Raw genomic sequence first — 20,536 nt, forward strand, 5'->3', positions numbered from 1 at the left:
CGAGCCGCCGAGCCGCCGAGCCGCCGAGCCGCCGAGCCGCCGAGCCGCCGAGCCGCCGAGCCGCCGAGCCGCCGAGCCGCCGAGCCGCCGAGCCGCCTTCTTTAGAGGGGGTTGGGTCCAGCTGTGGTCAGTGGGCTGTCGCTTGCTGGTCGCCGCTGAGTCGTCATCGACAAAGGGGAGCGAGCCCCAGGGGCGCGACTGCAGTGGGGTAGCCGGCGGGTGGTCGACCTTGCTTCGGCGGGCCGCTTGCCTACTGCGCTGGGCCCGGGACGTCGCCTACGGCGCTGGCGTTTGTGCGTTCCAACTCTGAGTCGATAGGCATCGGCGGCAACGAGGTCTGCGACTTCGATCGGGCCGCATCTGTCGCCCGTTGCTCGGCCGGTTCTGAGGGCAGATGGGGGTCTGCCGGGAGCCCTGGGGCTGACGAGTCGATCTTCCACGGACGGAGGAGTTTCACGTGAAACGCCCACCGTGGGGTCACCCGGGCTAGAGCATTGGGAGGCCAGCTAAGGAGGTCGGCGAGAGGCAATGTTGGCGGTGTCACCGCGTGCACCGACCGCATCGGGAGCGTGTTCTGAGATCGGTGGGCGGCAGTATCCACAAGCTGTGCGTACAGGCTGTGTGGAACCGGCGCTTGGGCGTTTCACGTGAAACGACGCCGATGAACTGGGCGTTCTCCACTGCGGTATCCACAGGGGGTGCACGCGTTCTACGTCGTGTTTCACGTGAAACTGGGCTGCCTGTGGATAACTCCTGTGGATAACGTGCACTGTGTTTGTGGCGCCCACGGAATGTGATGGCGGTCGACGTTCTGGAGGTTGGCTGAACGGCTGAGGCCACATCAGCGGCTTCGCTCGAAATTGACCCGGGACAGTGCCCCACAGGCTGGGCTAGGGTCAGCGTCGTGCCCGAGAACACCCCTTCGCTCCCTGACTTCACACGCTGGCCTTCGTTCCCATTTGAGGGCGACATGCGTGTCAAGAAGCTCGCCGAACCGGTCGAGGTGGAGCCCCCGCGAAGCGGCGAGGACGCCGCCGACTGCGTCGCCTGCAACACCCCCGACGATGCGTACATCTGGGTGAGTGAGCGATGGCGTGTTCGCGGCATGGACCGGCCCACGGGCCTGCCGATGGTCCTCATCCTTGAGTGCCGCTCCCACCTCGACATCGGCGATCTGCCGAACCTTCTGGCGGCCGAGCTCGGCGTGATGACGGTGCGGCTGGAGCGGGCGATCCGGACGCTCGACGGCGTGGCCCGGGTTCACGTGAACCGCTGGGGCGACGGCTCGGCGCACCTGCACATGTGGTTCCTGGCGCGGCCCTACGGGCGGCTGCAGCTGCGCGGGACGTTCCTGTCGCTCTGGGACGACATCCTTCCGGTCATCCCCGAGGAGCAGTGGCGCGAGAACCTGGCGCTCGTCGCTGCGTGGCTTGCGGAGTTCGGCGGGAGGGCGATCGCCGAGCCTCCCCACATCCACTGGCAGTCGCCGTCCACGTTCAGCAACGAGCCAACGGCAGAGGCAGACACGACCGCCGCAGCCGACGCTTGGCGCGACCACGGCCATGCGGACCCCGAGTCCGACCTGCCGCGAGCCGGCTCGACTCCCGGTGCCCCTGCCCCTGCCCCTGGCGGTCCGGGCGCCGACGGCGGTCCGAGTGGCGACGGCGGTCCGAGTGGCGACGGCGGTCCGAGCCGCGGTCAGGCCATGGGTGACCCGGCGACCGGCGGTACAGGCCTGGGTGGTCAGGCCACCGGTGGTAACGGCATCGGCGGTGCGAGTCGAGGCGCGGTGACCGATGTCGACGCGGAGACTCGGGACCTGTCTGCCTACACCGCTTTGGCGGCCGCCGCCACTTCGAAGAACGGGGCCGCTGGACCGCCGCCGTCGCACAGCGACGATGTGCCGGACACGAGCGAGCTTGTGATCGACGACCTTGCCGACGACGAACGCGAGGGTAGCGAAACCGGCGACCTCGACCCGGCAGGAAAGGCCGCCGACAGCGACCCGGACGACGCCGACTCCACAGGCGCCGAAGCCGACTCCACAGGCGCCGAAGCTGACCGGAGCGACCCGGTGAACGCCGACTCAGCCGACGGCGGATCTGTCGAACCTGCGTCGGTGGATGCCGGTTCCGGACCTGGTGACGGTCCCGCGGTGGCCCCCGCGGGCACCGGTTCCGGAAATGCTGGGTCGTCAACTGCCGGGTCCGTGGAAGCCGACTCCGATGCGATCGGCGAGCCGGTCGAGACGGAATCAGACCCGGTCGGACCCGACAGCGACGACGCGGTGGACTCCCGCGCCGGCTCAGACGACGGCGGGCCGGTGGCCGCAGCCACGGGCGCGGTCAGCACCGGTGCGATTCCGCTGCAGTATCGGCCGAGCGAAGACGCTGCCCGGAGCGAGCGCGACGGAAGCGACAACAGCCGCGAGACACGACCCGAGGGCTTCCGCCCTCAAGCCGACAAGAGCGCGGCGAGCGTCGTTCCAGAGAACCGCTGAGTCGAGCTCAGGGCACCCGACGGAACGGTCCTGGCGCGGGATGACTACAACGCGGACGGCCCGGGTCGGGTGGCACCGTTCCGGGTGGCGCCAAGGCCATCCTTGCGGCGACCATGCACCTTCGTGCGCGCTACCCGGGTCGGTTCAAAGCTGAGGCGTGGAGGAGTACGGCGACGAGGCGGAGAAGGAACAGGGGCGTTCTGCCTCCCGTGGTGCGGCACCTCGATCCGCCAGCTTGTGGCGCGGCCGCCGCAGGCGCGTCGGTCCGCGGTGCCCTGAGCGGCGGTCCGCGTCAACCAACACTCGCCTGACTGCGGTACGCCTCGCGTGCGCAGCCGCTACGGAAGTATCGCCGATCGTGTAGCGACCGGCGCTGGAACTGTCCTCGACAACGGCGATCAAGGACGCGATCGTGCCGCCGCGAGTTCGCCCCAATGATCCTGCGCCCGCGGGCGAACGGCCTGGACTAGCAGCGCAGTCGCACCCGGGACCGCACCACTCACGGGTGGGCCGTAGGGCACCCGACCGCTGCACCGAGCCGGCCTCCTGCCGCAGCGGCCCGCGTGGTTCGTGCGTGTACCTCACGAGCGAGACCGCCCGCGAGGTAAGAGTCAATCCTGCCGCCCGGTACTCAGCGGCGAGGGCAGAGATGCAATGGCGGCAAGATCTCGCACGGCGACGGCGCCAGCACCGCCGTGGTCGGGCGGCACCACGGCCAAACCTCGGCCAAGAGCGACGGCCGCCGCACCCGGTGACAACAGCCCGCCACCCACCACCTGGTCAGCCATCTCGGGGGTCCCGACACGGCGCCGGACCGAGCGCGACTGGACGCATTCGGCGAAGCGCCAGGTGTCGCAACAACCGAAGATCGCCGGACAGGAAGCGGCGAGCCGCGACCCAGGGTCGCTGCGAAAGACACGTCCCGGGACCCCGCCGCGCGGCTGCGGCCCGGGACTGCGATCCGGGATTGCGGCCCGGGGATTTGCGGCCCGGGGATTGCGGCCCGGGGATTTGCGGCCCGGGGATTTGCGGCCCGGGGATTGCGGCCCGGGGATTGCGGCCCAGGGATTGCGGCCCGGGGATTGCGGCCCAGGGATTGCGGCCCGCGGCTGCGGCCCGGGACTACGGCCCGCGACCGCGGCCCGGGGACTGCGGCCCGCGACCGCGATCCGGGACCGCGACCAGCGACTGCGATCCGCGACTGCGGCCCGCGACTGCGATCCGGGACCGCGATCCGGGACTGCGGCCCGCGACTGCGGCCCGCGACTGCGGCCCGCGACTGCGATCCGGGACCGCGGCCCGCGACCGCGGCCCGCAGTCCCGGATCCCCTCAGCCAACCCCCCGCGCGACCGCCCGCCCGACCAACGTAGCCAGCATCTTCCCGAAGTCGAGCCCCTCCGCCTGCACCGCCAGCGGCAGCAACGAAGTCTCCGTCATCCCGGGAGAAACGTTCACCCCGAGCACATGCGGCCGCCCCTCGGAGTCGACGATCAGGTCGACCCGCGAAAGATCCCGAAGCCCAAGCGCCCCATGCGCCGCCAACGCCGCCTCAGCGACCGCATCGCCAACCGCAGCCGACAGCCGAGCCGGCGCGTGCCAGGTCGTCAGCCCGGCCGTGTAGCGGGCCGCGTAGTCATACACCCCGTCCCGAGGCACGATCTCCACCGCCGGCAACGCCTGCGGGCCGGAGCCGAGATCCACGACCGAAACCGCGACATCGGTACCCGGAACGAACCGCTCCACGAGCGCCGTCGAGTCGTACGCGAAGCAGCCGACCATCGCCGCCGGCAGGTCCGCCGCCTCGTGTACCACCGCCGCGCCCAGGCCGGAGCCGCCCTGTGCCGGCTTCACCATCAGTGGCAGTCCGAGCCGGTCCACGATCCGGTCCAGCACGGCGACCGCACCCAGCTCCGAGAACCGGTCGTGCGGCAGCGCCACCCAGTCCGGCGTCGGGATGCCCGCTTCGCGGAGCATCGCCTTCGCCGACGGCTTGTCCCAGGCCAGCCGGGAGGCGCGCGCGCCGCTGCCGACGTACGGGATCGCGCACAGGTCGAGAACCCCGCGCAGTGATCCGTCCTCGCCGGTCCCGCCGTGGAGGGCGATCACCACCGCACTCGGCGGGTCCTCCTGCAGCGCCGGCAGCAGCGACACGTCCGCGTCGCGGATCTCGGCGGACAGGCCCGCCGCGCGGAGGGCGTCGAGCACCCGCCGGCCCGAGCGCAGTGACACGTCGCGTTCGTAGGACAGGCCACCGGCCAGGACGAGGACGTGCGTTTCGGAAGGCGTACCCATGGCGGTGATCATGCCAAGTCGGGGCCGGGCGCATCGGCACCGGCGTGCCCGCGACGGCGGTGTGTGGTGGTGGGCCCGAAGACGGCGCGCATCGCGAGCTCCTGCTCCATCACCCCGGCAAGCCTTCGTACGCCCTCACGGATCCGTTCCGGAGGCGGGAACGAGAAGTTGAGCCGCATGTGCCCGGCGCCCGTCCCGTCCGCGTAGAAGCCGGTGCCGGGCACGTAGGCGACGCGGGCGGCGACGGCCCGCGGCATCATCGCCTTCGAGTCCAGGCCCTCCGGCAGGGTGGCCCACACGAACAGGCCGCCCTTCGGCCGCGTCCAGGTGGTGCCGGCCGGCATCAGGTCGCGCAGGCTGTCGAGCAGTGCGTCGCGGCGTTCCCGGTAGATCTCGCGATACGACTTGATCTGCTCGCGCCAGGGCATCGTCGACAGGTACTGCGTCACCGCGCCCTGCGCGAACGCGCTCGGGCAGAGGATGTTCGCCTCGTTGGCCATCACAAGCTTTTCGCGTACGGCGTGAGGCGCCAGGATCCAGCCCACCCGCAGGCCCGGGGCGAACGTCTTGGAGAACGTGCTCACGTAGATGATGCCCTCGCGCCGGCGGGCGCGGAGCGGCCGCGGCGCCTCACCTTCGAAGCCGAGCATCCCGTACGGGTCGTCCTCGACCACCAGCAGCCCGTGCCGCTCGCAGATGTCCAGGATCTCGTCCCGCCGGGCGTCGGTCAGCGTGACGCCGGCCGGGTTCTGGTAGGTCGGGATCGTGTAGAGGAACTTGGCGCGGCCGGCGGCGGCGACCACTGCCGCCTCGAGTGCGGCCGGGATCAGCCCGTCCGCGTCCATTGCCACGTGCCGTACCTGTGCCTGGGCTGCCTGGAACACGCCGAGTGCGCCGACGTAGGTCGGCCCCTCGGCGAGCACCACGTCGCCCGGGTCCAGGAACAGCCGTGCCACCAGGTCGAGGCCCTGCTGCCCGCCGACGGTCACGACCACGTCGTCGGGGGACGCTCCCGTCGACGCGTCGATGCCGGACAGGCTCATGACCTCGCAGATGCGCTCGCGCAGCTCGATGGTGCCCTGGCCGATGCCGTACTGGAGGCTTGTCGTGCCGAGTTCGGACGCGAGCCGACCCATCATCTCGCCGACGGCGTCCAGCGGAAGCGCCGCGATGTACGGCGATCCGCCGGCGAGCGAGACCACCTCGGGGCGGCTGGCGACGGCGAACAGGGCGCGGATCTCGGACGTCGTCATGCCGCGGACCCGCCGGGCGTACCGTTCGGTGTAGTCGTCTTGAGTCGTGCCGGTCATGCGGCTTCACCTCGAAAGATCGTCGGTCACATCGGAGTACATGCTAAGCGCCCGGCGCCTCCCCCGTGCCCGTGGATAAGCACCGATGCGCTCCCGTTCAGGCCCATTGCGGCGTAGTATCCCTCCGGGGGCGCGGACGAGCATGTGAACAGGACCGTGCTTCGAGTCCGGAAAGTCCGCCGATCTTCAGGGGGTCCCGCATGTCGCGACGCCTCGTCAACCTGACCCTCGACACGCTCGAAGACCTGCCCCGGCCCTGCCGCCAGTGCGTCTACTGGGAGCTCGATCCGGTGTCCGCCGAGCGTGCGTGTGCGTCGGGTGATCCCGGTCTCGAGAAGGAGGCCTGGGTGTCGCAGACCCTCCTCGAATGGGGGTCGTGCGGAAAGCTGGCATACGTCGACGGCATGCCCGCCGGATTCGTCATGTACGCCCCTCCGGCCTACGTCCCGCGTTCGATGGCGTTTCCGACGTCGCCGGTCTCGGCCGACGCGGCGCTGCTGATGACCGCGCACGTGGTGGCGGCGTTCGCGGGTGGCGGTCTCGGCCGGATGCTGGTGCAGGGCGTGGCCCGCGATCTGACCAAGCGCGGCGTGAAGGCGATCGAGGCTTTCGGTGACGCGAAGTTCGGCGAGGCCGGCGAGGGCGACGTGGAGGGCTGCGTCGCGCCGGTCGACTTCTTCCTCTCGGTGGGCTTCAAGACGGTACGCCCGCACCCGCGTTACCCGCGGCTGCGGCTGGAGTTGCGCACGGCCCTGTCGTGGAAGTCCGACGTCGAGTACGCGCTGGAGAAGCTTCTCGGCTCGATGAGCCCGGACACCCTGTTGCGCCCGGTCCGCCCGGCGGCCGCGACGACCTCGACCCCGAGCTGAGGCGGCGCCGCGCGTCAGCCAATGCGAAACGGTGGTCCGAGGACCACCGTTCCGTCGGGTCGGCGTCAGGCGTTGCGCGAGGCGAGCGCCAGCCGCAGCTGCCGCACGTCGATCGAGCCGGTCGGTACGTCCGCCTCGACGGGAAAGTACATCCGCTGCACCGCGGCCAGGATCGCCTCGACGATCTGCTCCCGGAAGGACGGATCGACGAGCCGTTCCCGGTCGACCGGAGACGTCAGATAACCCAGATCGACCCGTACGGCGGGCATGCGCGTCAGGCGCAGCAGCTCCCACGTCTTGGAGTGGATGCGGCAGTCCCGCATCCCGGTGCGTACCACAATCTCGCGCTGCACCAGGTTGGCGAGCCGCTCGCCGACCGTCGAGGTGACGCCGTTGCCGGTGCCGTAGTGGTAGCTGGCGACGCCGTCCGCCGCGGGCGTCTCCTGGCCGTCCAGGTGCAACGAGATGAGCAGGTCGGCGCCGAGGCTGTTGGCCAGCGCCGCCCGCTCCTGACCGGTCATCGGGTGCGCCGGCGACGGGCCGCGGGTCAGGTGCACGCGCATGCCGGCGGCGAGCAGCCGGCCCTCGAGCCGGGTGGCGATGTCGAACGCCAGGTCGGCCTCGGTCCAGCGCAGCTGCCCGTCGGGCACGACGACGCCGAGGTCCTCCGCGCCGCCGTGGCCGGGGTCGATCACGATCGTCTTGCCGACCAGGCTGGACCCGGACTGGCGGAACGCTTCGGCCTCGCGCAGCCACTGGGGGCGCCCGCCGACGACCTTGCGGCCGAGCCGGCGGAGGCCCTTCATGGTCTGCGGGCCGCAGGAGCCGTCCGGGGTGAGCCCGACCTCGCGCTGGAACTGTGCCACCGCCCGCGCGGTACGCGGGCCGTAGATGCCGTCGGCGCGCCCGCTGTCGAAGCCCATCTCCAGGAGCCGCTCCTGCAGCGCCCGGACGTCCTCGCCGACCAGCGACGTCGGCACCGAGTGGTAGAGGGTGCGGGCGCCGAGCTTCCAGCGCGCGCCGTCGAGGGCCTGCCACGTCTCCGAGCCGACCATGCCGTCGACGCCGATGCCGCGGCTCTGCTGGAAGGCGCGGACGGCGTTCTCGGTGGCCTCGTCGAAGGCCTCGCCGACCGCCGGAAGCAGTTCCAGGCCTACCAGGATCGACTGGATCTCCTCCACGGCCGGCCCGGTGTCTCCACGTCGGATCCAACGCACGGGCGGCTCCCTAACGGCTGAGGGGAAGAGCGGACGGCAACCTCCGGAGCGTACTCCTCGGCGTCCGATCCGGCCGGTTGGCGAGGAACGCTACGTGCGTGGAATCACGGTCGGGGATACCTGGCATCACGCGGATGAGCAATGCCCCGCATCCGGGCGGATGCGGGGCAGAAGCACAGGTCAGAGCGCCGATTCGATGAAGTTCACCAGGGCGCCCTTGGGCTTGGCGCCGGCGACCGAGTTGACCGCCTCGCCGCCCTTGAACATGGTCAGCGTCGGCACGGACATCACCCGGTAGGCGCGGGCGGTCTCCGGGTTCTCGTCGATGTTGACCTTGACGATCTGCACCTTGTCGCCCATCTCGTTGGCGATCTCGGCAAGCAGCGGGTCGACCTTCTTGCAAGGCGCGCACCACTCGGCCCAGAAGTCCACCAGCACCGGCTTGTCGGACTGCAGCACGTCTGTGACGAAGGTGGCGTCGGTGACCGCCTTGGTTGCTCCCACGGAAATCCTCCTGATTTACAGCTCTACGAACGAGGCGATGAAGCGTTCCGCGTCGAGCGCGGCGGCACAACCCGTGCCGGAGGCGGTGATGGCCTGGCGGTACGTGTGATCGACGAGGTCGCCGGCGGCGAAGACGCCGGTGAGATTGGTGCGGGTGCTCGGGTGCTCGACCTTGACGTAGCCCTCGTCGTCCAGCTCGAGCTGGCCCTTGAACAGCTCGCTGCGCGGGTCGTGTCCGATGGCGACGAAGACACCGGTGATGTTGAGAGTCTTGGTCTCGCCGGACTGCACGTTGCGGATCCGGGCACCGCAGACCTTGCCGTCGGCGCCGAGGACCTCCTCGACGACGCTGTTCCACTCGACCTTGATCTTCGGGTTGTGCAGGGCTCGCTGCGCCATCACCTTGCTGGCCCGGAAGGAGTCGCGGCGGTGCACGATCGTCACGGTCTCGGCGAAGCGGGTGAGGAAGGTGGCCTCCTCCATCGCGGAGTCGCCGCCGCCCACCACGATGATGTGCTGGTTGCGGAAGAAGAAGCCGTCACAGGTGGCACAGGACGAGACGCCGTGGCCGAGCAGCTCCTGCTCGCCGGGCACGCCCAGCGGGCGCCACGCGGAGCCGGTGGCGAGGATGACCGCGCGGGCGAAGTACTCGGTCTCGCCGACCCACACCGTCTTCAGGGCCTCCGTGCCGGCCTCGGTGGCCTTTCCGGCCAGCTCGACGCGGGTCACGTCGTCGGTGATGAACTCGGCGCCGAAACGCTCGGCCTGCTTGCGCATGTTGTCCATGAGCTCGGGGCCCATGATGCCGTCCGGGTGACCCGGGAAGTTCTCGACCTCGGTGGTGGTCATCAGCGCACCACCGGACTGCACACCCTCGATGACCAGCGGCTTGAGGTTCGCCCGGGCCGCGTAGAGCGCCGCGGTGTAACCGGACGGTCCCGAGCCGATGATGATCAGGTTTCGGACCTCGTCCACTACCGACTCCTCAGTCTGGTTTTCGCCGACCCATCGGCGACATCGCGTGCTGGAACGTCATCGTATGAGGGCGCATTCCCACGCGTCACGGCATGTGTGGGAGGGCATAGGTGGCCGACCTCACGACGGGCGGGACGGCGTCCGTTCAGCCTACCTGCACGGACGCGAGCTTGTCGGCGCCGACTCCGGGCGTGCCGCAGCGGGGGCCCACCGCCCACACCCAACTGCCGCCGCGGGCGGTGAACTGGACCACCACGGCCGGTGCGCCGTCGAAGCGTGCGAAGTCGATGGACTGCGCGGTGATCGGTGCGAGTCCACTCTTGTCGGCTATGGCATCGATGCAGGCGAGCAGCGCCTGCTGGACCCGCAGCCGGCTCAGCGCGTCACCGGTCTCGGACTTCGCCCCGAGGGTCGACTTGCCGCTGGGAGCACCGGCGATCTTGTCCTCCGGGACGTCGGGCGCGGCCATCGCGCGCGCGCCGACCTGGCCGAGCGTCGCCTGCCGGTAGTCGAGGCCGGACTCGCTGATCTGTGCCGGCACGCCCGGCAGTGCCAGGTCCTGACCGGTCGCGGCCTGCGGCGCCGACTGTTCCGCCGCCGTGCCGGCGGACGAGTCGGTCTGCGAGTCCGCCGAGCCGCCGAACTGCTGAACGCCGAAACCGACGAACGCCAGCACCCCGGCGGCGATTCCGACCGGAGCGGCTCCCCGAAGGCGGCGCATCCGCCTGCGACGGGCATCGGACGGTACGGCGACCGGGTGCTGATCGGGCGCGGCCGTGCCACGACCGGAGGCGCGCGCACCGCCGATCGCGATGACCGTCGCACCGCCCGGGGCGTTGTGAACCACCGGCTCTTCGCCCTGGTCGGGGGGTGTGCTCTCCGCAAGGCGCGGGCCGGCGGCGAGCGGGGAGGCCGATTCCGTCGAGGCCTCGGCAAGGGCCGCGTCGAGCCGTGCGGATATGTCGGCGGGCATCGCCTCGGGCACCGAGCCGAGGGACTGGAGCTGGGTGGTGACGGCCGCGACGCCGCCGCAGAGCAGGTCGTGCGCGTCGCGCCAGGAGGGGTCGTCCGCGATGAGGGCGGCGACCACGGCCTCGTCGGGGGTACCGTCCAGCGCGCCGCCGACGTAGTCGGCCAGCAGGTCGATATCGACCCCGCTGAACTCTGCCCCGGTCACTGCTGGTCCCCTCTGTCAGGCGCGGACGGGTGCTGCGCTGCCGCTCCCGACCCGGATGGGACGCGCGCGGCGGCCGCCCGGTTCCCGGCGTGACCACCGTCTCCCCGGCCCGGTGGTTCGTCGGAGCCGGTACGCAGGTGGCCCAGGGTCAGGGCCATCCGGGCGCGGCCGCGGGCGCAGCGGCTCTTGATGGTGCCCTCGGCCACCCCGAGGATCTCGGCCGCCTCGATCACCGGGTAGCCCTGCACGTCCACGAGCACCAGCGCAGCGCGCTGCTCCACCGGCAGCGCCGCCAGGGCGGCGCGCACGACCAGGGCCGTGTCGTGGTCGGGAGCCGGGGCGGCCGGCTCCGGTCCGCCCAGGCCGCCGTCGTCGGAGTGCCGGCCGTCGGGCAGCGGGACCGTGGGGTGGGCCTGGCGCCGGCGGATGCGATCCAGGCAGGCGTTCACCACGATGCGGTGCAACCAGGTCGTGACGGCGGAGTCGCCGCGGAACCGCGCCGCGCCGCGATGCGCGGACAGCAGCGCGTCCTGCACCGCGTCGGCGGCCTCCTCGCGGTCGCCGATCGTGCGCAGGGCCACCGCCCAGAGGCGGTCACGGTGCCGGCGGACGAGCACGTTGAACGCCTGCGGGTCGCCGTCGACGTGGGCGCGCAGCAGCTCGGCGTCGGTCGGCTCGGGCCGGTCGGCCGCGCCGGTCGCGTCGGGGTGCGCGTCGCCGGTGGTCACGCCAGCAATCTAGCCGAGAGGGGCGACAGGCCGGGTACCGCCGTCAGTTGCCGTATACCTCGACCTTGCTGATCTCGGCGCGGTACTTGCCGTCGGTGTCGCGCGGCAATTCGGTGATGAAGACCATGATGTACTGGTATTTCTGGGTCTCGTCGAAGACCGGGAACACCACGTTGGTGCCCTTCGTCTTCTCCGTGTCGCCGTCGCCCAGCTTCTTGTAGGTCTTGACGATCTGGTCGTCGCCGCTGGAGCTGTTGCCCGGATCGCTGGGGCCGGTACGGATGTCCATGGCGAGGCCGGGCTGGGAGGTCTCGACCCGCACGTCGCTCACCGTGCGCGGGGTGCCCAGGTCGATCAGCAGGCCCATGCCGGGCTTGTTGTAGTCGGACAGCCTCGACTGGAGGAAGCCCGAGGTCCTCCAGACGGTGTCCTCGTCGCCGTCGACGGTGTAGGCGGCCTCGCCCTCGTCGGTGCGGTCGCCGTCCGGCGGGTCGACGATGCGGACCATGTCGGCGGTCAGCGGGATCTTCGTCGGCGCCGCGGCCGGGGGCTCGTTCTCGGTGCCGGTGTCGCCGTTGTCGTCGGCCGTGTCGTCCTGCGGTGCCGTGCCGGCCTGTGTGGTCGACGGCGATTTGTCGCCGCCCGAGTCACTGATCGCCTTGATGCCGAAGATGAGGCCGATCAACGCGATGACGGCGAGCGCGCCGACGCCGATCATGATCTTCCGGGTGCTACGCACCGGCTCGGCCGAGGTGCCCTGCGCGAACCGCAGCGGCCCGACGTCCTCGTAGTCGTCGTCGGCGGAGTCCAGCCGGGCCAACTCGGCGGCGAGTGCGTCGGCCTCGGGGGCCACCACGCGCTTGTCGAGCAGGTCCATGGTCAGATCGTCGAGGTACGCCGGGACGCCCGCACGGATCTGCCGGGGAGCGGCGATCGCACCGTTGCCGTCGCGCATGGCGTCGGGCAGCCGGGAGCGGCCGATCTCGGTGTGCGGCCAGTGGCCGGTCAGCGCGAAGTAGAGGATGCCGCCGACGGCGCGGACGTCGCTCTCGATGCTGTCGGCGGAGTCGGCCCGCGCGTCGGCGAGCACGACGCGGCCGTCGTCGCCGATCAGCGTGGTGCCGGGGTGCACGTTTCCGTGGACCATGCCGGTGGCGTGCACCGCCGCCAGCGCGTCGGCGATGGAGTGCGCGATGGACGTGGCGCGGGCCGGATCCAGCGGACCCTCCTGCGCGACGAGCTCACGCAACGCCTCGCCGTCGACCCACTCACGGACGACATAGGCCCGGGCGCCCTCGTCGATCGCGTCGTAGACGCCGACCAGGTTGGGGTGGATGACGCGACTGGCGTCGACCGCCGCCTGCAGCATCTCGGTCGCGGAGTCGCCGCCGGGGTGCCGGAGCACGACGGCGACGGGACGCCGCAGGATCACGTCGATACCACGCCAGACCTGCCGGCCCGCGCTGTCGTTGTTGACGTGTTCCTCGAGCTGGTACCGCTCGGCCAGGATCTCACCGACGGTGGGGGCACCGAAGGTCATGACCGGTCCGGCCTCATCGGCCGCGGTCTCGTGGCCTTCGCCGACCTGGGTCACCCGTCCTCCCTCGGTGGGTCCGCACGTGTCGCACACGACCTTACCCGCACCCGGCCAGCGGCCCACAGGTCATCCCCTGCTGCGCTACCCGTCCGAGGCCGCCCGCCAGGACCGTTTCCGCCGCTCGGTGGCCGAAAAATACCTGATCAGAGAATTATCCACAGGTTTTCCACAAGGCTCAGCGGCCGAGTTTGCGCCTTACCATCCCGATCACCTGACTGACCTCGTGAACCCGCAGCAGCGCGGCCGTGACGAGGTACACCAGCACGATCACTCCACCACCGACCACCACCTGCAGCGCCGCTGTCAATCGCCCGGGAGTGTCACCGCCCGGCAGTAGATACACGACCAGCAGACCGGCGCCGGCCGCCACCGCGGCGGCCACCAGCACCTTCAGCAGCGACTTCGCGACCGAACCGAGGTTGAGCCGGCCGATCCGGCGGCGCAGCACGACGAGCGAGATCAGCGCCGAGAACAGGTACGAGACCGCGTTGGCGGCGGTCATGCCGGCCGCGGCGAACGCGTCGGTGAGCAGTTCGGCGAGGACGACGTAGCCGGCGATGCGCAGGAGCACCACCGGGATATTGATCAGTGCGACCGTCTTGTTGCCCTGCAGCGCGTAGAAGGCATAGGTGCACAGGTAGCTGACCGAGAGCGGGATGACGGCGAAGGCGGCGACCGTCAGCACCGTGCCGGTGGCGAACGCGTCCTTGTCGGTGAAGGCGCCGCCCTGGAAGAGCGAGACCGCGATCGGTACGCCGAGCACGCCGTACGCGACGGCGATCGGGGCGAGGGCCGTGGTGGTCAGCCGGATGCCGCGGCTCAGGTCGGCGCTGACGTCGGAGTAGCGGCCCTCGGTGGCGGCGGCGCTCATCTTGGGTAGCAACGCGGTCATCACCGAGACGCCGATGATGCCGTGCGCCATCATCGTCAGCAGGTAGACGTTGTTGAATGCGAGCACGCTGGCGTTGTCCCCGCCGGAGACACCGTTGAGCTTTCGGACCACGACGAAGACCGCCAGCTGGTTGGCGCCGACATAGCAGAGCATCCAGCCGGCGAGCCGGCCGATCTCGCCCAGGCCGAGCGAGCGCGGCGCCCACCTCCACTTCCAGGCGAAGCCGACCTTGCGCAGCGCCGGCAGCAGACCGACGGCCTGCGCGATCATGCCGAGCAGCGTGCCGCCGGCGATCAGGATGATCCGCCCGGGCGTCATGTCCTCGGGCTGGAGACCCTTCGTGGTGCCGAAGACCACGATGAACACACCGCACGTGGCGATCACCACGAGGTTGTTGAGGATCGGCGCCCACATCGGCGCGGCGAAATGCCCGCGCACGTTGAGCACCGCGGCGATCATCGCGGACAGGCCGGTGAAGAAGATGATCGGCAGGATCAGGTAGGCGAACGCGGTGACCAGGTCCTGGTACGCCGCGGTGGTGTTCTTGCTCGCCTGGATCGCGGTGATCCACGGCGCCGCGGCCACCACCAGCACCGTCGCGACGCCGAGCGCGACGATCGCGAACGTCAGCAGCCGCTGGGTGAAGAGCTGGCCGCCGTCCGGGTCGGCCTTGCGCCGCCGCACCAGCAGCGGGATCAGCACGCTGGAGAGGATGCCGCCGAGCAGCAGCTCGTAGATCTGGCCCGGCAGGAACTGGGCGCTGGTGTACGCGTCGCCGATGCCGGCGCCCAGCGTCATGCCGATGAGCATGTTGCGGACGAAACCGATCATCCGGCTGACCATGCTGCCGGCCGCCATGATCGCGCTGTTGCCCGCGGTGCTGCCGCCCTCGGTGCCGCCCCCGACCGGCGGGACGTCCTCCGGCGGCAACGCCTGGTCGCCGGCCGCGGTCGTGCCGGGCGTGCTGTCGACCGAGATCAGGATCGCGCCGTCGGAGTGCTCGGGATCACCGTCGCTCGCGGCGTGTGCGCTGCGGTACAGGCCGCCGTTCACCAGAACCTCCACGGGGGTACGGATACAGACGTCACCCTAGCCAGGCCGCGCCCCCGGCGGCGTCCGGCCATGATCCACCAGGCGCCTGCTACACGTGTCGGCGCAGCAGGCTGCCGGGCACCGCACCGGCCAGCGTCTCCACCATCCAGCACGCCTCGACTTCCACGATCGGCTCGCTCAGCGCGTCCAGCACGGTCGGGTGGTCGCAGCCCGCCTCGGTCAGCACCCCGAGTAGATCCTTGACCGGGCGCAGGTCGCCGGTGTCGGTTATCCGCCGTGCCAGCGGGCGTACCTCCGCGTACCACCGCTCCTCGGGGAGGCGGGACAGTCGCTGTGCTGCCTGCCGTACCAGCTCTGCCAGGCCCTCGCGCGGGAAGCGGGAGCCGCCGCGGACCTCGAGCCGCGCGGTCGCCGGGACGGTGTAGGCCGCGATCGCGGCCTCGTCGATCACCCGGGGTGACGGCGCCGGCGGCCGCGGCCACCACCGGTCGGCCGCGAACAGCGGCAGCGGCGCCTGCTCGGGACCGCCCGGCGCGGCCGGCGGCACGTCGCGGCGCAGCGACCGGTACGCCGCCTCGCGCACGGCCGCGACCGCGTCGCCGTCGTCATCGGGCGTGGCCGGAGCGAACGGGGACAGCAGCGCCACGACCAGGCCCGGATGCGGCAGGGTCGGGTCCTCGAGGGCGATCACCCGGGCGCAGAGCTCGAGTTCGTGCCAGCGCAGCGCGGCCGGATGTGGCCGGCCCGGGCCCGCCCAGCCGAGCTGCACCGGGTCGCTGCTCGACGGCTCGCGCAGGCCGAGGGTCTGATCGCCGGTGACCAGGTCGAGGTCGAGCACGAGGCCGTAGCCGCCGGTGACCGGCAGGCTGACCCGGACCTCCGCGGGGTCGGGGTCGGGATACGCGCCGTCGTTCACGAACAGGAAGGACCAGAATCGCGGGTCCTCGCTGAGGCGATGCAGCGCCTCGGAAACGGGCACGACGACCATCCTGCCCGCTGCGCTCGCGGACCGCCACGACCGATACCCTGGTCGTCCCATGTCTGAGTTGACTAAAGCCCAACGCAACGCCGTCGCGGAGTTGCTACGGGTCTCCCCCGTCGCCGACGAGCTGGGGCGGCGTTACGCCGCCGCCGGCCATGAGCTGCACCTCGTCGGCGGATCGGTGCGGGACGCTCTGCTCGGACGGCTCGGCGACGACCTCGATTTCTGCACCGACGCCCCGCCGGAGCAGACGCTCGCGCTGGTCAAGGGCTGGGCCGACGGGGTCTGGGAGACCGGCCGCGAGTTCGGCACGATCGGGATCCAGAAGGACGGCCTGCGGATCGAGATCACCACGTTCCGGGCCGAGGCCTACGACGGGGTGACCCGCAATCCGGTCGTGCGGTATGGCGACAACCTGCTGGACGACCTGCGCCGCCGGGACTTCACGATCAACGCGATGGCGGTCAGCCTGCCCGGCCACGAATTCACGGACCCGTTCCGCGGCCTGGACGATCTGGCCGCCGGGGTCATCCGGACGCCCGACTCGCCGGCGCTCTCCTTCGGCGACGACCCGCTTCGCATGCTGCGGGCGGCGCGCTTCGCCGCCAAGCTGCGCTTCACAGTGGACAAGCCGGTCGTCGAGGCGATGACCGAGATGGCCGCCGACCTCGACCGGATCACCGCCGAGCGGATCCGCGACGAGTTCACCAAGCTGCTCTGCGGGCTCGACCCGATCGCCGGGCTGCGGCTGCTTGTCGACACCGGGCTGGCCGACCGGTTCATCCCGGAGATCTCCGGCCTCAAGCTTGAGATCGACGAGCACGCCCAGCACAAGGACGTCTACGAGCACACGCTGATCGTGGTCTCCAACGCCGTCCGGCTCGAGGGCGACGCGGGCCCGGACTTCGTGCTGCGGATGGCCGCGCTGATGCACGACGTCGGCAAGCCGGCGACCAAGGCGGTCGGCCGCGACGGACGGGTCAGCTTCCACCACCACGAGGTGGTCGGCGCCCGGCTCACCCGGCAGCGGATGAAGGCCATGAGGTTCCCCAAGGACGTCACGTCCGAGGTGGTGGAGCTGGTCGCGTTGCACCTGCGCTTCTACGGCTACGGCCGCGGCGAGTGGACCGACTCGGCGGTGCGCCGCTACGTGACCGACGCGGGTGAGCTGCTTCCCCGCCTGCACAAGCTGACCCGCTCCGACTGCACGACGCGCAACAGGCGCAAGGCGGCGGCCCTGTCGGCCGACTACGACGCGCTCGAGGAGCGGATCGCCCGGATCGAGGCCGAGGAGGACCTGGCGCGGGTCCGGCCCGACCTGGACGGCAACGCGATCATGGAGCTGCTCGGCGTGCCGCCTGGCCCGGTGGTCGGCCAGGCCTGGCGCCACCTCAAGGAGCTGCGCCTGGACCGCGGTCCGCTGGACCGCGACGAGGCGGAGGCCGAGCTGCGGCGCTGGGCCCGGGAGCACGGCCACATCTCCTGACTGTCGTACCCGCGCGGCAGAATCGGAGTCATGCAACTGCTCGTGGAGTCACCCATCGGACCGCTCGGCGTCAGGCTCGACGGCGACACGGTTGTCGGTGTGCGGTTCGGCGCGAGCCACGGCGAGCCGGGCGGGCACCCGGCCGCCGAGCAGCTGGCCGCCTACTTCGCCGGGTCGCTGACGGACTTCACCGTGCCGGTCGAGCTGCGCGGCGGGTCGGATTTCGAGCGGGCCGTGTGGGCCGAGATCGCCAAGATTCCGTACGGCGAGATGCTGACGTACGGCGCTATCGCCACCGCGCTGGGTGAGCCGGGCGCGGCCCGTGCCGTGGGGACGGCGTGCAACCACAACCCGGTGCCGGTCATCGTCCCCTGCCACCGGGTGGTCGGCGCGGGCGGCAAGCTGGTCGGCTTCGGCGGCGGGCTGCCCCGCAAGCGGAAGCTGCTGGAGCTGGAGGCCCGGGTGGCCCTGGAAAGGGCCTGGGGCGGATAGCACAGAGAGGCCGGGTCGCCACACGACCCGGCCTCTCTACAGAGCGCGGCTGTCAGCGCTCGATGTCGCCCTTGATGAACGCCTCGACCGCGTTCTTCGCGTCGTGGTCGTTGTACTGCACCGGCGGGGACTTCATGAAGTACGAGCTCGCCGACAGGATCGGGCCGCCGACGCCGCGGTCCTTGGCGATCTTCGCCGCGCGGACCGCGTCGATGATGACGCCGGCCGAGTTCGGCGAGTCCCACACCTCGAGCTTGAGCTCAGCGTTCAGCGGGGTGTCGCCGAAGCTGCGGCCCTCGAGCCGGATGTAGGCCCACTTGCGGTCGTCCAGCCACGGCACGTGGTCCGACGGACCGATGTGCACGTCGCTCTTGGACATCTCGTGCGGGATCTGGGACGTCACCGACTGGGTCTTCGAGATCTTCTTCGAGACCAGCCGCTTGCGCTCCAGCATGTTCATGAAGTCCATGTTGCCGCCGAAGTTGAGCTGGTACGTGCGCAGCAGCTCGACACCGCGGTCCTCGAACAGCTTCGCCAGCGCGCGGTGCACGATCGTGGCACCGACCTGGCTCTTGATGTCGTCGCCGACGATCGGCAGGCCGGCGTCGGTGAACTTCTGCGCCCAGACCGGGTCCGAGGCGATGAAGACCGGCAGGGCGTTGACGAACGCGCAGCCGGCGTCGATCGCGGCCTGTGCGTAGAACTTGTCGGCCTCCTCGGAGCCCACCGGCAGGTAGGAGACGACGACGTCGACCTCGGCGTCGCGCAGCGCCTGCACGACGTCCACCGGCTCGGCGGACGACTCCTCGATGATCTCGCGGTAGTACGTGCCCAGACCGTCGAAGGTCGGCCCACGCTGAACGGTCACGCCGGTCGGCGCGACATCGGTCAGCGTGATCGTGTTGTTCTCGCTGGCGACGATCGCCTCGGCCAGGTCCATGCCGACCTTCTTGGCGTCCACATCGAACGCCGCGACGAACTTCACGTCTGATACGTGGTATTCGCCGAAGGTCACGTGCATGAGACCCGGGACGCGGTCGTTGGGGTCGGCTTCGCGGTAGTACTCCACGCCCTGCACGAGGGACGAGGCGCAGTTACCCACACCGACAATGGCGACGCGGACGGAGCCCATCGCGTTTGCCTCCTTGTTCATCACGGCCGGTCCTGGTGCGGACGCGGGTCTTCGGGGGGTGTCTCCCCTGCTGGGGAGCGGCCGGAGCGCTCGTTGGTGATGAGCTCCTCCAGCCAGCGGACCTCGCGCTCGCACGCATCCAGTCCGTGGCGTTGTAGTTCGAGGGTGTAGGCATCGAGGCGGTCGGAGGCGCGCGCGAGGACCTCGCGCAGGCCTTCCCGGCGTTCCTCGATCCGGCGGCGGCGGCCCTCGAGGATCCGCAGCCGCGTCGCCCGGTCGGTCCGGGAGAAGAAGGCGAAGTGCACGCCGAAGCCGGCGTCGTCGTAGGTCTCCGGGCCCGCCTGGGCGAGCAGTTCGGCGAACCGTTCCTTGCCTTCGGCCGTGATTTTGTAGACAACCCGGCCCCGGCGGCTCGTCAGCGGGGGAATGATCTCGCTGTCGGGAGTCTCCGCCGCGCCGATCCAGCCCGCGGTCTGCAGGCGCTTCAGCGTCGGGTACAGCGTGCCGTAGCTGATCGCGGCGCGGATCGTGCCCAGCTTGGTGGCGAGCTCCTTGCGCAGCTCATAGCCGTGCATCGAGGATTCCTGGAGCAGGCCGAGGATCGCGAGTTCCAGCAACGTGCCCACCCCCTCCACCTGTCTCGCACGATGTATCGGACCGATACATCGTCACCGTAGATCGGGTTGCGCCGCGCCGCAAGGCCAGGCATGGTTGTGCAGTCGTCGCGCCACGCTGTGTGATGGCTGTCGCCGTACGGGTGTTGACCGCGTACTCTCTTCGCCATGCGCACGCAGCGGCAGGTCGTCGACTACTCGCTTCAGAAGCGAGCGCTGCTGCGTGACGTGCACAACGGCAAGGTCGGGACCCTTGAGGTCTGTGATGCCTCGCCGTACCTGAAAAACGCAGCTAGGTTCCACGGCGAGCCGACCGACGATCGTTGCCCGGTCTGCCGTCGCGACAACCTCACCCTGGTCCACTACATCTACGGCGATGAGCTCAAGCAGTCCGCCGGGCAGGCACGCAAGGTCGCGGACCTGCCGGTGTTGGCAATGACGCTGCGTGAGTTTCAGGTGTTCGTGGTGGAGGTGTGCCAATCCTGCGCGTGGAACCATCTGATCGAGCAGTACGTGCTCGGCCGGGACGCGCTCCAAGCCGACGAACTGGACCAGGGCGGGGCCGTCGCCTCGTCCGCCTCGGGCCGCCACCGCGAGACAGGGTCGTCGTCACATCGCCGGGAGGGCCGACAGTGATTGGTCTCAACGACGCTAACGTGGGCACGATCCTGACCGATACGGGCATCCAGCGCCGCAGTCGGTCAATTTCGACATC

General features: G+C 70.6%; 16 protein-coding genes and 1 pseudogene. 5 read left to right on the forward strand and 12 right to left on the reverse strand.

The annotated features are described in order from the left end of the window. Positions 1–904: 904 nt before the first annotated feature. A pseudogene (locus tag AB0B58_RS13190) lies at positions 905–1,498 on the forward strand (hypothetical protein); the annotation flags it as partial. Positions 1,499–3,830: 2,332 nt separating this feature from the next. On the opposite strand, the gene AB0B58_RS13195 reads toward AB0B58_RS13190, so the two are convergent. After that, a complete protein-coding gene (locus AB0B58_RS13195) occupies positions 3,831–4,793 on the reverse strand; it encodes a D-alanine--D-alanine ligase (protein WP_360222367.1) in 963 nt (320 codons plus the stop codon). An 8-nt stretch (positions 4,794–4,801) separates the two neighbouring features. Continuing rightward, positions 4,802–6,103 carry a PLP-dependent aminotransferase family protein gene (locus AB0B58_RS13200; protein ID WP_360222370.1) on the reverse strand — a complete coding sequence of 434 codons (1,302 nt, stop codon included), beginning with the start codon at positions 6,101–6,103 and terminating at the stop codon, positions 4,802–4,804. Between the two features lie 200 nt (positions 6,104–6,303). Between AB0B58_RS13200 and AB0B58_RS13205 the strand changes: the two genes are divergently transcribed. Then, positions 6,304–6,972, forward strand: coding sequence for a GNAT family N-acetyltransferase (locus tag AB0B58_RS13205; RefSeq protein WP_360222373.1), 669 nt, complete (start codon positions 6,304–6,306; stop codon positions 6,970–6,972). 65 nt (positions 6,973–7,037) lie between these two features. On the opposite strand, the gene AB0B58_RS13210 is transcribed toward AB0B58_RS13205, so the two are convergent. The 8 genes from AB0B58_RS13210 to AB0B58_RS13245 all read right to left on the reverse strand — a co-directional run bounded on the left by AB0B58_RS13210 (position 7,038) and on the right by AB0B58_RS13245 (position 16,103). Continuing rightward, positions 7,038–8,189 (reverse strand): N-acetylmuramoyl-L-alanine amidase, encoded by a 1,152-nt coding sequence (locus tag AB0B58_RS13210; protein WP_360222376.1) that lies wholly within the window; start codon positions 8,187–8,189, stop codon positions 7,038–7,040. A gap of 180 nt (positions 8,190–8,369) precedes the next feature. Next, the gene (gene trxA / locus AB0B58_RS13215; RefSeq protein ID WP_360222379.1) at positions 8,370–8,693 is read right to left on the reverse strand and encodes a thioredoxin; all 324 of its coding nucleotides are present in this window, start codon (positions 8,691–8,693) and stop codon (positions 8,370–8,372) included. A 15-nt stretch (positions 8,694–8,708) separates the two neighbouring features. Further along, complete coding sequence (gene trxB, locus AB0B58_RS13220) at positions 8,709–9,668, reverse strand: thioredoxin-disulfide reductase (protein ID WP_360222382.1); 960 nt, start codon at positions 9,666–9,668, stop codon at positions 8,709–8,711. A gap of 145 nt (positions 9,669–9,813) precedes the next feature. Further along, positions 9,814–10,845 (reverse strand): hypothetical protein, encoded by a 1,032-nt coding sequence (locus AB0B58_RS13225; protein WP_360222385.1) that lies wholly within the window; start codon positions 10,843–10,845, stop codon positions 9,814–9,816. After that, positions 10,842–11,573 (reverse strand): RNA polymerase sigma factor SigM, encoded by a 732-nt coding sequence (gene sigM, locus AB0B58_RS13230; protein WP_360222388.1) that lies wholly within the window; start codon positions 11,571–11,573, stop codon positions 10,842–10,844. Before sigM ends, AB0B58_RS13225 begins: the two co-directional genes overlap by 4 nt. A gap of 43 nt (positions 11,574–11,616) precedes the next feature. Next, positions 11,617–13,167 (reverse strand): protein kinase family protein, encoded by a 1,551-nt coding sequence (locus AB0B58_RS13235; protein ID WP_360222391.1) that lies wholly within the window; start codon positions 13,165–13,167, stop codon positions 11,617–11,619. A 178-nt stretch (positions 13,168–13,345) separates the two neighbouring features. Then, positions 13,346–15,115, reverse strand: a complete 1,770-nt coding sequence (murJ, locus tag AB0B58_RS13240; RefSeq protein WP_360222721.1) for a murein biosynthesis integral membrane protein MurJ — start codon at positions 15,113–15,115, stop codon at positions 13,346–13,348. Positions 15,116–15,203: 88 nt separating this feature from the next. Further along, positions 15,204–16,103 (reverse strand): hypothetical protein, encoded by a 900-nt coding sequence (locus AB0B58_RS13245; protein WP_360222394.1) that lies wholly within the window; start codon positions 16,101–16,103, stop codon positions 15,204–15,206. 49 nt (positions 16,104–16,152) lie between these two features. On the opposite strand from AB0B58_RS13245, the gene AB0B58_RS13250 reads away from it, so the two are divergent. Both AB0B58_RS13250 and AB0B58_RS13255 read left to right on the forward strand, forming a co-directional pair. Further along, positions 16,153–17,583 (forward strand): CCA tRNA nucleotidyltransferase, encoded by a 1,431-nt coding sequence (locus AB0B58_RS13250; RefSeq protein WP_360222397.1) that lies wholly within the window; start codon positions 16,153–16,155, stop codon positions 17,581–17,583. A 30-nt stretch (positions 17,584–17,613) separates the two neighbouring features. After that, a complete protein-coding gene (locus AB0B58_RS13255) occupies positions 17,614–18,075 on the forward strand; it encodes a methylated-DNA--[protein]-cysteine S-methyltransferase (protein ID WP_360222400.1) in 462 nt (153 codons plus the stop codon). Between the two features lie 52 nt (positions 18,076–18,127). On the opposite strand, the gene AB0B58_RS13260 is transcribed toward AB0B58_RS13255, so the two are convergent. Both AB0B58_RS13260 and AB0B58_RS13265 read right to left on the reverse strand, forming a co-directional pair. After that, positions 18,128–19,207: an inositol-3-phosphate synthase gene (locus AB0B58_RS13260; RefSeq protein ID WP_354726385.1), complete on the reverse strand. Its 1,080-nt coding sequence runs from the start codon at positions 19,205–19,207 to the stop codon at positions 18,128–18,130. A gap of 20 nt (positions 19,208–19,227) precedes the next feature. Beyond that, complete coding sequence (locus tag AB0B58_RS13265; protein WP_360222724.1) at positions 19,228–19,824, reverse strand: PadR family transcriptional regulator; 597 nt, start codon at positions 19,822–19,824, stop codon at positions 19,228–19,230. 165 nt (positions 19,825–19,989) lie between these two features. Between AB0B58_RS13265 and AB0B58_RS13270 the strand changes: the two genes are divergently transcribed. Then, positions 19,990–20,457 carry a DUF5318 domain-containing protein gene (locus tag AB0B58_RS13270; RefSeq protein WP_360222403.1) on the forward strand — a complete coding sequence of 156 codons (468 nt, stop codon included), beginning with the start codon at positions 19,990–19,992 and terminating at the stop codon, positions 20,455–20,457. Positions 20,458–20,536 lie beyond the last annotated feature (79 nt).

The sequence above is a fragment of the Actinoplanes sp. NPDC049118 genome, assembly GCF_040648555.1.
Taxonomy (GTDB): Bacteria; Actinomycetota; Actinomycetes; order Mycobacteriales; family Micromonosporaceae; genus Actinoplanes.